At 39.5% G+C, this 15,073-nt stretch carries 12 protein-coding genes; 2 read left to right on the forward strand and 10 right to left on the reverse strand.

The window, feature by feature from the left end; all coding sequences use genetic code 11:
* Positions 1–24 precede the first annotated feature (24 nt).
* The 3 genes from adk to D7V20_RS02820 form a co-directional block, all read right to left on the reverse strand.
* On the reverse strand, positions 25–678 hold the full coding sequence (gene adk / locus D7V20_RS02810; protein ID WP_120382823.1) for an adenylate kinase: 654 nt from the start codon (positions 676–678) through the stop codon (positions 25–27).
* Between the two features lie 83 nt (positions 679–761).
* The gene (locus D7V20_RS02815) at positions 762–2,078 is read right to left on the reverse strand and encodes a hypothetical protein (protein WP_120382824.1); all 1,317 of its coding nucleotides are present in this window, start codon (positions 2,076–2,078) and stop codon (positions 762–764) included.
* Positions 2,079–2,142: 64 nt separating this feature from the next.
* Positions 2,143–2,685: a hypothetical protein gene (locus tag D7V20_RS02820; RefSeq protein WP_120382825.1), complete on the reverse strand. Its 543-nt coding sequence runs from the start codon at positions 2,683–2,685 to the stop codon at positions 2,143–2,145.
* 242 nt (positions 2,686–2,927) lie between these two features.
* Between D7V20_RS02820 and mrdA the strand changes: the two genes are divergently transcribed.
* Together mrdA and rsmD are read left to right on the forward strand one after the other, a co-directional pair.
* On the forward strand, positions 2,928–5,021 hold the full coding sequence (gene mrdA / locus D7V20_RS02825; protein WP_120382826.1) for a penicillin-binding protein 2: 2,094 nt from the start codon (positions 2,928–2,930) through the stop codon (positions 5,019–5,021).
* Positions 5,014–5,574 (forward strand): 16S rRNA (guanine(966)-N(2))-methyltransferase RsmD, encoded by a 561-nt coding sequence (rsmD, locus tag D7V20_RS02830; RefSeq protein ID WP_120382827.1) that lies wholly within the window; start codon positions 5,014–5,016, stop codon positions 5,572–5,574. The genes mrdA and rsmD overlap by 8 nt, the downstream gene beginning before the upstream one ends.
* A gap of 104 nt (positions 5,575–5,678) precedes the next feature.
* On the opposite strand, the gene D7V20_RS02835 is transcribed toward rsmD, so the two are convergent.
* The 7 genes from D7V20_RS02835 to D7V20_RS02865 form a co-directional block, all read right to left on the reverse strand.
* Positions 5,679–5,912, reverse strand: a complete 234-nt coding sequence (locus D7V20_RS02835; protein ID WP_120382828.1) for a hypothetical protein — start codon at positions 5,910–5,912, stop codon at positions 5,679–5,681.
* Between the two features lie 138 nt (positions 5,913–6,050).
* A complete protein-coding gene (locus D7V20_RS02840; RefSeq protein ID WP_120382829.1) occupies positions 6,051–6,614 on the reverse strand; it encodes a hypothetical protein in 564 nt (187 codons plus the stop codon).
* Between the two features lie 531 nt (positions 6,615–7,145).
* Entirely contained in the window at positions 7,146–8,036 is an 891-nt protein-coding gene (gene sucD, locus D7V20_RS02845; RefSeq protein WP_120382830.1) for a succinate--CoA ligase subunit alpha, read from the reverse strand.
* Between the two features lie 12 nt (positions 8,037–8,048).
* Entirely contained in the window at positions 8,049–9,215 is a 1,167-nt protein-coding gene (sucC, locus tag D7V20_RS02850; protein ID WP_120382831.1) for an ADP-forming succinate--CoA ligase subunit beta, read from the reverse strand.
* Positions 9,216–9,381: 166 nt separating this feature from the next.
* On the reverse strand, positions 9,382–10,818 hold the full coding sequence (lpdA, locus tag D7V20_RS02855) for a dihydrolipoyl dehydrogenase (RefSeq protein ID WP_120382832.1): 1,437 nt from the start codon (positions 10,816–10,818) through the stop codon (positions 9,382–9,384).
* 131 nt (positions 10,819–10,949) lie between these two features.
* On the reverse strand, positions 10,950–12,161 hold the full coding sequence (odhB, locus tag D7V20_RS02860; protein ID WP_010112442.1) for a 2-oxoglutarate dehydrogenase complex dihydrolipoyllysine-residue succinyltransferase: 1,212 nt from the start codon (positions 12,159–12,161) through the stop codon (positions 10,950–10,952).
* The gene (locus D7V20_RS02865) at positions 12,161–14,998 is read right to left on the reverse strand and encodes a 2-oxoglutarate dehydrogenase E1 component (RefSeq protein ID WP_120382833.1); all 2,838 of its coding nucleotides are present in this window, start codon (positions 14,996–14,998) and stop codon (positions 12,161–12,163) included. The genes odhB and D7V20_RS02865 overlap by 1 nt, the downstream gene beginning before the upstream one ends.
* Positions 14,999–15,073 lie beyond the last annotated feature (75 nt).

The raw sequence follows: 15,073 nt of genomic DNA on the forward strand, positions 1-15,073 counted from the left end.
TTAAATCACGCTCTGAATATGATTTTATTTATCTAAGATTGCAAATAAATCTTTTTGAACTTCTTCGATTGCACGTAAACCATTCAACTTATCATAAGTTGGTGCATTTTCACCAGAAGCTGCGCGACCTTGATAGAAACCAACAAGTTGTTCAGTTTCAGTATGATAAGAACCTAAACGCTTACGAATCGTTGCTTCTTCATCATCTGGACGTTGAACAAGGTCTTCACCCGTTTCATCATCTTTACCTTCCACTTTCGGTGGATTATAAATTGTATGATAAACACGACCAGAAGCAGGATGCTGACGGCGACCTGAAAGACGTTTTACAATTTCTTCATCAGGTACATCAATTTCGATCACGTGATCAATCGTAATACCTTCTTTTTCTAAGGCATCAGCTTGAGGAATCGTACGTGGGAAACCGTCAAAGATACAACCGTTGACACAATCAGGTTGAGCAATACGTTCTTTCACTAAACCAATAATAAGTTCATCAGAGACTAAACCGCCTGACTCCATTACACTTTTAGCTTTAAGACCTAATTCAGTACCTTCACGAATCGCAGCACGGAGCATATCACCGGTTGAAATTTGTGGGATATTGTAGCGCTTACAGATCAACTGAGCTTGTGTACCTTTGCCTGCTCCAGGTGGTCCAAGTAATATAATGCGCATAAAAAAACATCCTCATTTAAAACAAAATGTATGATACCGTTTGCCATGACAAATTTATATTTGTCATTGGAATGGCATCTAAATTATATGAAAGCCACAAACAAATGTATTAAACCTGCAAAAAATCCAGTGACACCGCCCAATACAATCAAAATCCATTCGTCTTCCCTAAAAGCGGGACGTAATAAGTTCTGAAATTCTGTCGGTGTTAATTCACGAATACGTTCTTTAAACATCTGAAAAATTTTCTTTGCTCGGCTCGCATTAAACGCAGGGTCGCAAACAGGTACCATCGTAATTTCAATTGATCGATCAATCAAGTCTGTCTTGAGCTTTGCGTATTCACTCGGGCCTATTGACAATTGTAAAGCAGTACGAATTAAAGGCGATTCCATAATAACATTGACATGACGTTTGATAATACGTCGTGTTTTGTCTTTTTTGGGCCCATACATCATTTCGCTCATAATTGATTTTAACGTAATTAGGTCTTCTGTGACTACACTTGCAAAAACATCAGAAACTTCTTCTTGACGCTTCATAAAAGCACCTTGCACATTATACGTTCCGATGCGAGGAATGACAGGCTTAATCCATGGAAATTTGCGATTTTTAGTTAACTCGAAAAATTGCGGATAACGTACATAATGCGGTTCTACAGGGTTAAACACCATCCAAATAGCAATCCAGTTGGTCAAGAAGCCCCAAATTGCAGCGAAAAATGGCACAGTCCAGTGTTGTGGCACAAACACATAGACGAACATTTGGAAAATACCAAAGAATGCACCAATGGCTGCACTAATATGCCAAATGAAGTTAATTTCTTTTTGTCCCACTTTAAGGAACATGTGAACCATTAAACGACGATCGCCTTCCATTTGACGAACAATCATTTCTTTCATATCCACCAAAGATTCGACACTCATCGTGAGTTCTGTCACGAGGTCTTTGAGAATCCCTGGCATCTGTTTATGTGCTTGACTGTAAATTCTACGCTTAATCGAATAAGGCAGGTTTTCCCACAAAGTTGCATTACGATCGATCATCACCTCATCAATCAAATGTTCCAACTCAAAACCGACTTGCTCACCGATGATACGAGCCATGTCTTCAGGATCCATAGCCTCAAGAAACTCCTTGAGTGATCCTAATTTTGACAGGGTATTATCAGTAATAATACCAGAGATGCGTCCAGCTTTACGTGGCACAATACCCTGCCAACCTACGGGCAATGGACCAATATGAAAACCCCAGAATTGAATTGGATAAAAGACCATTTTCAAGGCCATCCACACGTGTGCCCATGTTACAAAGGCGGTCACGGGAATGATACTTAATATGGCAAGATGATCTGGTCGGGCTGTAAAAGCGTGCCACAAATCACTAACGTATTCCAACATGCATGACTCTCGTATTTATTTCAATATTTGCGGGCAAAAGGTATTCATAACATCATTATCAATTTTAAAAACCTACACTAAGTGTGTAAGAAAATTGTATTTGGGGTCTTGTTTCCACAATCATCTTGCCATTTTTATCATGTAATTCACTACCTGCGCCAATGCCTACACTGAAAGTACTGATACGCTCTTTATTTAATAAGACATAAGACAAATCGCCACCTGCACCATATTGAACTTCATCTTTTCCATCTACAGATTTACTTTGCAAAGATCCGCCATAAACACCCAGGTAAAAACCATTTTTATCCGTTCCATTCAAAGCAACGGGTATACGATAACCAATCTGCCCACCAAATGCATGATCATCATTATAAAAAGAACCTAGTTTAACGTAAGCAATACCATAAGGGTTTACCCACTCACCATTCACATGAATCATTTTCTGTGTAACACCAGCCCCTAGATTCCATTTAGATGCATCTTCTGGTTTAATTTTTGCTTCTGGTAAAAGCTTTTCCACATCTCTTGGCAAACTTTCTCTGCTGGTCGCATGTGCAAAATTTCCTATTGCTAATAGCAATAATAAGGGAAATATTTTTTTCATTATTTTCTCCATTACCCCTAATCTTTTACTTAGGTCGAATTTATTTATCCGTAATTTTTTGACTTTAACAGAATTATTTTATCACTCATATACAAATCACCATAAATTTACTGTCTGCAAAGTCAAAGTCATCTATATTTTTCATTTAGAATGTTAGGTTTTTTTATAATTACCCGCATTTTTGGGGTAAAATGTTTCGCCCCGCAATAATCTCTCTTTTGAGTACTTTAAGCCGACGACGTATGAAGCAGCAGTTTCCTCTCAAAAATGTTCAACAAGAAAAACGCATTTTTCGCAGCCGAGTGTTTTTTGCGATTGGAATCGTGTCTTTTTTTATGTGCCTTCTGGTTTCACGTTATGCTTATTTGCAGATTTTCCATCATCAAGAGTTTAGTGAGGCTTCGGACAAAAACCGTATTCGTTTACAACCGATTGCCCCTGCTCGTGGTTATATTTATGATCGCAACGGTATTCTACTTGCAGACAATTACCCAGTTTTTACAGCAACACTTAGCCGAGCAGATGTAGAAGATATTGACGAAACAGTTCAACGTCTGACCCCTATTTTAAATCTTAGTGAAGAAGATATTGATCGTTTTAAGAGTCGAATTAAAACGTCTAAGAAAACAGAACGTGTCACCTTAAAACTCAATCTCACTGAAACAGATATTGCACGTTTTAGTGAAATCAAGTTTCAGTTTCCTGGTGTCAATATTGAAACGCAGATGACACGCTACTACCCACATGGTGAATTATTTGCCCATGTGATTGGTTATGTCGGTCGTATTAACGATAAAGAATTAAAAACAATTGATAAAGACAGTTATGCGGGCACTAACCTGATCGGGAAAATTGGTGTTGAAAAATCCTATGAGGATTTATTGCATGGTATGCCAGGTTATGAGTCGATTGAAGCAGATGCACACGGAAATGTACTCCGTCATTTAGGTCGTAAAGAATCGACTCGCGGCAATGATTTATATCTATCACTAGATTATGGTTTACAAACCATTGCAGCAGAACAACTGAAAGATCGCCGTGGAGCAATCGTCGCGATTGACCCACGAACTGGAGAAATTCTTGCTTTAGTCTCAAGCCCTAGTTTTAACCCCAATTTATTTGTTACAGGAATTGGTACTGCTGACTATAGCGCCTTACGCGATAATTTAGATCAGCCTTTATATAACCGTGCTGTTCAAGGCTCTTACCCACCCGGCTCTACAATTAAACCGATGGAAGCTATGGGTGGAATTCATTACAAAACGGTAGACTGGAATACCGCTATTTCTGACCCAGGCTATTTCCATTTACCAGGTGATTCACACAAATTTCGTGACTGGAAAAAAACTGGTCATGGTAGCGTCAATATGCACAAATCCATTGTCGTGTCTTGCGATACTTATTTTTATATTCTTTCTTATCAAATGGGTATCGATAAGATGAATGAATGGATGCGTCAATTTGGTTTTGGTGAAAAAACTGGGGTAGATTTACCAAGTGAAAGTACAGGTTTATATCCAAGCCCTGAATGGAAAATGCGCACTCGAAAAAGCAAATGGCTAAAAGGTGAAACCATTTCAGTCAGTATCGGTCAGGGTGCATTTACAGCAACACCATTACAATTGGCCATGGCAACTGCAATTACAGCCAACCACGGCGCACATGTGATCCCACATGTATTACGTGAATCTAAAGGTGCTAAAAAGCATCCTGTACTCAATGCACCTACAGGTAAAATTAATTTCAGTGGGACAGATGCCGATTGGGTCAAAATGCGGGATGCTATGGTCGATGTCATCCAAACAGGTACAGGACGTGGTATTCGTACACCGATGTATCAAATTGCAGGTAAAACAGGTACAGCACAGGTTAAAAGTATTGCGCAAGGTAAACGCTATAACGAAGCACTTTTAACTGAACGTCAACTCGATCATGGTTTATTTGTCGGTTTCGCACCAGCTGAAAATCCTGAAATCGCTATAGCTGTCATTTGGGAAAATGGTAAACACGGTGGTTCAGCAGCTCAACTTGCACGTCCAGTATTTGATTATTGGTTATTAACACGCAAGAAAAAACCATTGGTACCACTGAGCCATCAAATGAGTGGCGGTTTGATGACTGCGGGAATTAAACCGGGTGAATTACCGAGTGGCGATGTAACATTATCAGCCAATCCGAATGCTATGCCTAAGCCCAAACCAAATACAGCACCTCAAAATACCGCAACACAGCATACAACTCGTACCAATACTGGCAATACCAGCAACTCAACAGCTTCGACACCTACACCGCAAACGACGGCTTCACCAGCAACTCAGGCAGATATTAGTGAATAATAAAGTAAAGAATCAACTACGTATTATTGGTGGAGAATGGAAACGTCGTGTTCTCCCCTTCGCCGATGTTGATGGCTTACGTCCAACACCTGATCGTGTGCGTGAAACCTTGTTTAATTGGTTAATGTGGGATATTCAAAATGCCAAGGTACTCGACCTCTGCGCAGGCTCAGGTGCACTCGGTTTTGAAGCATTATCTCGTGGCGCTCAGCAAGTGATCATGGTTGAACCGAATCCCAAACAAGCTAAAATATTAAAAGAGAACATTCAATTACTGAAAGCTGAAAATTGCCAATTAAAACAACAAACGGCTCAGCAGACTTTATTGAGTATGAATGAACAATTTGATCTGGTCTTTCTAGATCCACCATATAGCCTTAACTTATGGGAAGAACTCGCTCAAAAAGTTGATCAATATCTTAAAAATGATGCTTTGATTTATGTAGAAGCAGATCGTGCACTACATCAACTGACTTTACCTGCATCATGGCAACTACAAAAACAGACGAGAGCTGGTGTTGTACATGCTGGGCTATTTAAAAAAATAATTTAAATAATTGTTTGAAGAATCAATCTAAAAAATAAATATTTATGCAATAAAAATGGGCTGTGATAGCCCATTTTTCACATTAAAACATGCAAATATTGAGTAATATTTCAATCTTGTCTATCTCGACGATCTTTATTCCAATCACGATGGCCATGATCGTATCGATCATCATCATGCTGATGCTCCCAACGATGTCGATCACTTCGCCCCCAGCGACCATCAGAATCATGTCTATGCTCATGGCGTTGATCATAACGATCAGGATAATCATCATAAGGGGCAACGATGCATCCTGTGAGAGAAACACCCACTAAACTTAGCAGTAGTACTTTTTTGATCATGGCTGAACATCCTATTCGACGAATAGGTCTACTTTAATGAAAGAGGATGAATATCAATGCAAGCTTATGTTTCAAGTTGTAGAACATTCATCATTTTTTATCCATGATTGAAAAGTTATAAATATGATTATTTACAAATTAATAAGTTAAAGTTCGAACCCAATACAACCGTAATAGCTGACCACGATCATAAGGAAAACTCGAAATATATTCATAACCTAGCTTATTTAAAGCATTAATTTTAAATTCCATACCATACCCAAAGGAAATGGTTAATTCAGTGCCACTGCTATTTGTATTGGTTGGGTTTAACAACGTATTTTTCAGTTGTTGCATGTTATATGCGGTGTAATTGAAAATTCTCAGTCGATCATTTTCATAAAATTGATTGTTCAGAATTGAATAGTCCATTACTTGTTGATCATGTTCTTCAGCAAGTTTTTTCTGTTCAGTTGCTTGTTCAAAAAAATCATTTTTTTGTTGTTCATTTATATTATTGCTTAGGCTATTTTCATGTGTTTGGATATTAAATAGCGCTTCTTGTTCAAACTCAGGTAGTGCTTCAGTCACCTTGTTATTGATATAAATAAATTGTTGGTTGGGCTCTAAAGTCGATTCTTGATCTACAAACAACATATCAGCTGCATAACCCTGCCCGATCATAATAAAAGACAGGACTAAGCTATATGTGATACTTTTCATTTGAATTTCATCTTGTTAAAGACAAGTTTTTAAAATATAGCACAATTATAATTTTAAATAAGATGCAGTCATATAAATCGGTTTATTTTAGTGATCTATCTTTTAATCTTCATAGCGATGCTTGTTTTAACGCTTGTATCAATCAAAAAAATTCTCATATTGGTAATATAATAGAATTTCTTATATATCAGTATGATAAAAACAATAGATATATTCACAACAGGCTTTCAATCATGACAATACCTAGTCAAATTGTTATTGTCACTGGCCGTGCATGTGGTATGGACTCAGCATTACCCACACACTAATTCACAAAGGTGCTCGAGTTGTTGTGTACTATTTCAATTTTACTGATGCTGTATGAATGGTTTTCATGGTCACGTGTAGTGATGAGTCAAAACTGAATTGTTGATAGTTGAAAGTGGTTTAGTGAAAAGTTGATTTATTTAAATCTTTTCAACATTCATTTCAAAATCAAAAAATGGGAGTCAATTGACTCCCATTTCTGTATTGAATTTAAAACGCTATGTTTTAAACTAAACCTTTACTTTTCAATACTTCATGCATAGTTGAACCAAGTTCAGCAGGGCTACGAGTGTAAGCCATTCCCGCTCTTTCAAATGCAGCGAATTTCTCTTCAGCAGTACCTTGACCACCAGAAATAATCGCACCTGCGTGACCCATACGTTTGCCTTTAGGTGCAGTTACACCAGCGATGTAACCCACTACAGGCTTAGTCACGTTAGATTTGATATATTCAGCAGCTTCTTCTTCTGCTGTACCACCAATCTCACCGATCATGATGATCGCTTCAGTTTGTGGATCTTCTTGGAATAATTTTAAGCAGTCAATTTGGTTCATACCTGGAATTGGGTCACCACCGATACCGATACACGTTGACTGACCTAAACCAAGTTTAGTGGTTTGCGCAACAGCTTCATATGTCAATGTACCAGAACGAGAGATAATCCCGATTTTACCCGGTTGATGAATATGGCCTGGCATAATACCGATCTTACATTCACCCGGTGTGATAATTCCTGGGCAGTTAGGACCGATTAAACGTGCATTATTACCATACGTTTCAAGGTAACGTTTAGCTTTCAGCATATCTAAAGTAGGTACGCCTTCTGTAATCACAACAATCAGCTCAACACCTGCGTCAATTGCTTCAATTACAGAGTCTAAAACAAACGGTGCAGGTACATAAATTGATGTTGCATTCGCACCTGTTTCTTTTACTGCTTCACGCATAGTATTGAAAACGGGTAAACCAATATGGGTTTGACCACCTTTACCTGGTGTTACACCACCCACAACTTTTGTGCCGTATGCAATTGCTTGCTCAGAATGGAAAGTACCATTCTTACCAGTGAAACCTTGTACCAATACTTTTGTGTCTTTATTTACTAATACGCTCATGATTGATACTCCTTACGCTTTCACTGCAGCAACAATTTTTTCTGCGGCATCAGCCAAACCATTCGCAGAAATTAATTTTAAACCTGATTCATCAAGTAATTTTGCACCTAACTCAGCATTGTTCCCTTCTAAACGAACAACCACTGGTACAGTAACATTTACTTCTTGAACCGCTGCAATAATTGCTTCCGCAATCATGTCACAACGTACAATACCGCCAAAGATATTGATCAGAACGCCTTGTACTGAAGAGTCAGAAAGAATAATTTTGAACGCTTCAATTACGCGGTCTTTAGTTGCACCACCACCTACGTCAAGGAAGTTTGCAGGCTGTCCACCATACAGCTTGATGATGTCCATGGTTGCCATTGCAAGACCAGCACCATTCACCATACAACCAATGTTGCCTTCAAGTGCAACATAGTTCAGGTCAAATTCAGATGCTTTTAACTCACGCTCATTCTCTTGAGATTTATCACGCATTGCTGCGATCTCAGGTAAACGATACAACGCATTTGAGTCGATACCCACTTTGGCATCTACACACAGGATGTCGCCATTTTCACGAACTGAAAGTGGATTAATTTCAAATAAAGCAAAATCATTGTCGATAAATGCTTGATATGCAGCTGTCATGATTGTTACAAATTGGTTGATTTGCTTGTCTTTTAAGCCCAATTGGAATGCAACATCACGCGCTTGGAATGGAAGTAATCCAACCAATGGATCTACTTCAACTTTGATAATTTTTTCAGGTGTTTCTTCTGCAACTTTTTCAATTTCAACACCGCCTTCAGTCGATGCCATAAAAGTCACACGACGGCTTGAACGATCAACAACCGCACCGAGGTATAATTCACGTTCTACAGGATACACGTCTTCACAAACAAGAATGCTATTTACAGGTTGACCATTTGCGTCTGTTTGATAAGTAACTAAACGAGTACCTAGAAGATTTTTTGCATACTCAGCTGCTTCTTCTTTAGATTTAACAACTTTTACGCCACCAGCTTTACCACGTCCACCAGCATGAACTTGTGCCTTCATGACAGCGAATTTACCTTCAATTTGATCAAAGGCTGCTGCTGCTTCTTCTGGTGTTGTAATCAAAATGCCTTCTTGAACTGGCATACCATATTTTTTTAACAGCGCTTTCGCTTGATACTCATGTAAATTCATTTTTTACCTTTTACTACTTTTCACATTGTTATGACACACCAATAATTAGACATCCATCTCACTAACTATTAGCATTTATTAAAATTTGTTTTTCTACCTGTAGACAATGATTCAGCACTGAATCATTGTCTAAATCCAAAAGAGCGGTCGAAACCGCTCTTTTATTTTATTTACGTTTACGTTGAATCGCGTGAATTGCACGACCATCTACTGACAATGCAGCTTCATGGACAACTTCTGAATAAGTTGGATGACCAAAGGTCATCAACTGTAGATCTTCAACAGAAGATACAAACTCAAGTGCAATCATACCTTGGTGAACGATATCAGAAGCGCCTGGGCCAATAATGTGCATACCCAATAGACGATCAGTTTTTGCATCTGCAACAAACTTCACGAAACCAGCAGATTCATTTGCAGCCAAAGCACGACCATTTACAGCAAATGGGAATTGACCCGTTTTCACTTCGTGACCTTTTTCTTTCGCTTGCTCTTCAGTTAAACCAACCCATGCAGCTTCAGGGTGAGTATAAATCACTGAAATAATCGTGTCATAGTTGATTTGAGCAGCATGACCATGCATACGCTCAACAGCCATTACACCTTCTTCCATTGCTTTATGTGCAAGCATTGGACCACGAACTAAGTCACCAATTGCATATACGCCATCAACTGAAGTCGCACACCAATCGTTTACATCGATAAGACCACGTTCAGTCAATTTAATGCCTGAATCTTCTGCCAATAAGCCTTCTGCATAAGCCTTACGACCCACACAAACGATTAACTTATCGAAAGTCTCAGTTTTGTCTTCGCCAGCTTGGTTATACTGAACAGTCACTTCACGACCATTAATTTCAGTACCAGAAACTTTAGCGCCGATACGAATATCTAGACCTTGTTTCGTCAAAAGCTTTTGATAATCTTTTGCCAAAGCTTTGTCAGCCATTGGTAAGAATGTATCTAATGCTTCAAACACCACAACTTCTGAACCTAAGCGACGCCATACTGAACCAAGTTCAAGACCAATGACACCTGCACCAATCACACCAAGACGTTTAGGAACTTCTTGAAATTCTAATGCGCCAGTTGAATCAACAATTAAGTCTTCATCAACTTTAGCCACTGGAATATTTACTGGTACTGAACCTGTTGCAAGAATAACAAATTTAGGTTCAAGAACTTGAACATCACCACCATCCAATGGTGTGAATTCAACTTTTTTACCAGCAAGTAATTTACCAGTACCTTGTAACCATTCGATGCCATTACCCTTAAGTAATTGAGCAACACCGCTGGTCAAGTTATCTACAACTTTGTCTTTACGTGCTAAAAGTTTAGCCAAGTCAAGTTGTACATTTTCAACTGAGATACCGTGAACATCTAAGCCATGAAGTGTGTCTTCATAGTGATGAGAAGAATCAAGTAATGCTTTTGATGGGATACAACCGACGTTTAAGCAAGTACCACCTAAAGATGGTTTGCCTTTGTGTACACGTTTTTCAATACATGCAACTTTAAAACCAAGCTGAGCAGCACGAATCGCCGCTTCATAACCACCTGGACCACCGCCGATTACAACAAGATCAAACTGTTGAGACATTTTTATCTCCATTTTAATCGCCCCTAACCTTTCTACAAAAGGAAATATTCACAAGTCTTAAACTATCTATTTCAACTCGTGAAAGCCCCCCTCTGACAAAGGGGGATTTAGGGGGATTTTTAAGTATTAAATTATAGGTCAAGGATAAGTTTAGCAGGCTCTTCAAGTAACTCTTTAACGGTTACCAAGAAACCTACAGCTTCTTTACCATCAATCATACGATGGTCATAAGAAAGCGCTAAGTACATCATTGGAAGAATTTCAACTTGACCATTTACAGCCATAGGACGCTCTTGGATTTTGTGCATACCTAAAATTGCAGTTTGTGGTTGGTTCAAAATCGGTGTTGAAAGTAATGAACCAAAAGTACCACCATTGGTAATTGTGAATGTACCACCTGTCATATCTTCGATAGACAATTTACCTTCACGCGCTTTAGCAGCATATGCAGCAATACCAGATTCAACTTCAGCATAGTTCATACGATCTGTATCACGTAATACAGGAACCACTAAACCACGATCAGAAGAAACAGCAACACCAATGTCATAATAACCGTGATAAACGATATCATCACCATCAATTGAAGCATTTACAGCAGGATAGCGTTTAAGCGCTTCAGTCACTGCTTTAACGAAGAATGACATGAAGCCTAAACGAGCACCATGACGTTTTTCGAAAGCATCTTTATATTGCTTACGCATTTCCATGACTGGCTTCATGTTCACTTCGTTAAACGTCGTTAACATTGCAGTTTGCTGAGTAGCAGCAAGAAGACGCTCAGCAACACGCTTACGTAAACGTGTCATTGGAACGCGTTTTTCAATACGTTCACCTACAGCCACGCTCAATGGTGTTACATTTGCTGCTGGTTTCGCTTGATGATTTGCAACATCTTCTTTCGTGATGCGACCACCACGACCAGTACCATCTACATCAGCAGCAGAAATACCTGTTTCTGTTAATGCTTTACGCACTGCAGGAGCTTGATCTTGTACTTGAGCACGTTCTACGACTGGTGCAGCACCCGCTTCAGTTTGTGAAGAAGCTTGTTCAACTTTTTGTTCGCTTTGAACAGATTGAGTTTGAGCAGCACCTGAAACAGCACCCTCTTCAAACATCGCAATCACTTCAGAAGAAAGAACCGTATCACCTTCATTTTTGATGATTGCAGAAATTGAACCATCAGCAGGAGCAACAACCTCTAAAACAACTTTATCTGTTTCAATATCACAGATCACTTCATCACGTGAAACAGCTTCACCTGGTTGTTTGTGCCAAGTTGCAATTGTTCCGTCAGCAACTGACTCTGGAAATACCGGTGCTTTAATTTCGGTTGCCATTATTTAGTTTCTCCTGATTGATCAGCTACGATCGCAAGTGCGTCATTCACGAGCTGAGCTTGTTGTTTTGCATGTAAATATGGTGAACCACAAGCCGGTGCAGCAGAAGCATCACGACCTGCATAACTAATGCGAATTTGTTTACCAGAACTCATTACACCTTCATATAAACGAGGCGCGATGAATAACCAAGCACCTTGGTTCTTCGGCTCTTCTTGACACCAAACAAGCTCTTGAATGTTCGGATAAGTCGCAAGAACTTCAGCAATGCGTTTTTCTGGGAATGGATACAACTGTTCAACACGTACAATTGCAACGTTCAAATTCTCTTCACGACGTTTTTCAAGTAAATCGTAATAAACTTTACCGCCACAAAGCACCAAACGTGTTACATCAGCTTTGTTGATTTGATCCACTTCATCAATCACAGTCTGGAATGAACCAGTTGCGAGCTCTTCTAAAGTAGACGTTGCTAATTTATGACGAAGTAACGATTTCGGTGACATGACGATCATTGGTTTACGAATTGGGCGAATCGCCTGACGACGCATTGCATGGAAAATCTGTGCAGGCGTAGTCGGTGTGATCACTTGCATATTGTCTTCCGCACAAAGCTGTAAGAAACGCTCTAAACGTGCTGAAGAATGCTCAGGACCTTGCCCCTCATAACCATGCGGAAGAAGCAATGTTAAACCACAAACACGTTCCCACTTGGTCTCACCAGATGAAATAAATTGGTCAATTACCACTTGCGCACAGTTTGCGAAGTCACCAAATTGAGCTTCCCAAATGATCAAGCTTTTTGGCAATGTCGTTGCATAACCATATTCAAAAGCAAGCACCGCCATTTCTGACAATAATGAGTCATAAACTGCAGTACGAGGCTGGTTTTCTTTGATATGGCACAATGGAATATAAACAGAACCATCAACTTGGTTATGTAATTTTGCATGACGGTGTGAGAAAGTACCACGACCAACGTCTTCACCCGTCAAACGAACCAAATAACCATCATCAAGGATCGTTGCATACGCTAAAACTTCTGCAGCACCCCAGTTTAATGGCATTTCACCCGTTTGCATTTTCAAACGATCATCAATCACTTTTGCAACTTGACGTTGCATCACGAAGCCTTCAGGAAGCTCACGCATTTTTACGCCAAGCTCTTTCAAGCGCTCGATTGGGAATGTTGTATCCCAAACGTCTGTATATTCATGCCCTAAATAAGGCTTCCAATCTACAAACATTTTTTCATTTGGTTCAAGCACTAAAGCATTCGCAACATGGTTACCTGCTTCAAGATCTTCACGATATTTTTCAACCAAAGCATCTGCATCTGCACGATCTAATACTTTCTCTTGTACCAATTGATCTGCATACAAGGTACGTGTAGTCGCTTTTTTATTGATGACTTGATACATCATTGGTTGTGTTGCTGCTGGTTCGTCTGCTTCGTTATGACCACGACGACGATAACAGAACATATCAATCACAACATCTTTACGGAATGTATGACGGAAATCATGTGCCAATTGAGCAACAAATAAAACAGCTTCAGGATCATCACCATTTACATGGAAAATAGGCGCCTGAATCATTTTTGCAATATCGGTACAGTATTCTGTAGAACGCGCATCACGTGGATCAGATGTAGTAAAACCAACTTGGTTATTTACAACGATATGAACCGTACCACCTACGGTATAACCACGCGTTTGTGACATTTGGAAGGTTTCTTGGTTTACACCTTGACCTGCAAATGCAGCATCACCATGCACAATGATTGGTAATACATCATCACCACCAATATCTTTACGGCGTACTTGACGAGCACGTACAGAACCTTCAACCACAGGCCCTACGATTTCTAAGTGCGATGGGTTAAATGCCAATGCCAAGTGAACTTCACCACCTGGAGTCATCACATTTGAAGAAAAACCTTGATGGTATTTAACGTCACCTGAACCTTTTTTATTCAGTGATTTACCTTCAAACTCACCAAATAAGTCAGCAGGGTTTTTACCCATAATGTTGACAAGTAAGTTTAAACGACCACGGTGTGGCATACCAATCACGACTTCTTTACAACCTACAGCGCCTGCACGTTGAATAAGTTCGTTTACCATTGGAATAAAAGATTCACCACCTTCCACACCAAAACGTTTTGCACCAACGTATTTATTGCCAAGGAATTTTTCTAAACCTTCAGCAGCGGTTAAACGCTCAAGCACATGTTTCTTTTGATCAGCAGAGAAATTGAATTGACCGCGAGCGCTTTCAAGACGTTGTTGAATCCAGCGTTTTTCTTTGGTATCAACAATATGCATATACTCAGTACCAATAGAAGCACAATATGTTGCTTCCATTGCATTGACCATTTCGCCTAAAGTTGCTTCAGATTTGCCAATTGCAAGATTGCCTGCATTAAATACAGTGTCTAAGTCCGACTTGGTTAATCCATGTGCTGCAAGATCTAAATCAGGCACATCTTCACGCTTAGCCAAACCGAGTGGATCAAGTTTTGCTTTTTGATGACCACGGTTACGGTATGCAGCAATCAGTTGTAATACACCAATTTGACGACGTTCATGCTCAGTACTTACTTCACTTTGCACAACAGGCTGAATACGATTTGAATTACGACCTAGTAATAAGAATTGCTCACGAATATTTCCGTGCGGTTGATCACCTTTAGGGAATTTATCGAAATATTGACGCCAATCCTCACCTACTGAGGTTGGAGAAGAAAGGTACTGTTCGTAAAGCTCTTCAATATACGCTGCGCTATCAGCGGAAAGTTCAGTGTCAAGACGCAGTGCGTCAGCAACTTCTTGCATTTGTGGACCCATTTCCTATTGCAAAAAACATTACAGGATGCCTTTTAAGCACTCCCATGATTGATTATGCCAAAT

Source organism: Acinetobacter rongchengensis (assembly GCF_003611475.1).
Taxonomy (GTDB): Bacteria; Pseudomonadota; Gammaproteobacteria; order Pseudomonadales; family Moraxellaceae; genus Acinetobacter; species Acinetobacter rongchengensis.

What these genes read in the sequence shown, in the direction of transcription:
- lpdA (WP_120382832.1), bottom strand. Translation starts at nt 10,818, where the DNA reads ATGTCTCAACAGTTTGATCTTGTTGTAATCGGCGGTGGTCCAGGTGGT.
- mrdA (WP_120382826.1), top strand. Translation starts at nt 2,928, where the DNA reads ATGAAGCAGCAGTTTCCTCTCAAAAATGTTCAACAAGAAAAACGCATT.
- D7V20_RS02865 (WP_120382833.1), bottom strand. Translation starts at nt 14,998, where the DNA reads ATGCAAGAAGTTGCTGACGCACTGCGTCTTGACACTGAACTTTCCGCT.
- D7V20_RS02815 (WP_120382824.1), bottom strand. Translation starts at nt 2,078, where the DNA reads ATGTTGGAATACGTTAGTGATTTGTGGCACGCTTTTACAGCCCGACCA.
- odhB (WP_010112442.1), bottom strand. Translation starts at nt 12,161, where the DNA reads ATGGCAACCGAAATTAAAGCACCGGTATTTCCAGAGTCAGTTGCTGAC.
- adk (WP_120382823.1), bottom strand. Translation starts at nt 678, where the DNA reads ATGCGCATTATATTACTTGGACCACCTGGAGCAGGCAAAGGTACACAA.
- D7V20_RS02820 (WP_120382825.1), bottom strand. Translation starts at nt 2,685, where the DNA reads ATGAAAAAAATATTTCCCTTATTATTGCTATTAGCAATAGGAAATTTT.
- D7V20_RS02840 (WP_120382829.1), bottom strand. Translation starts at nt 6,614, where the DNA reads ATGAAAAGTATCACATATAGCTTAGTCCTGTCTTTTATTATGATCGGG.
- D7V20_RS02835 (WP_120382828.1), bottom strand. Translation starts at nt 5,912, where the DNA reads ATGATCAAAAAAGTACTACTGCTAAGTTTAGTGGGTGTTTCTCTCACA.
- sucC (WP_120382831.1), bottom strand. Translation starts at nt 9,215, where the DNA reads ATGAATTTACATGAGTATCAAGCGAAAGCGCTGTTAAAAAAATATGGT.
- sucD (WP_120382830.1), bottom strand. Translation starts at nt 8,036, where the DNA reads ATGAGCGTATTAGTAAATAAAGACACAAAAGTATTGGTACAAGGTTTC.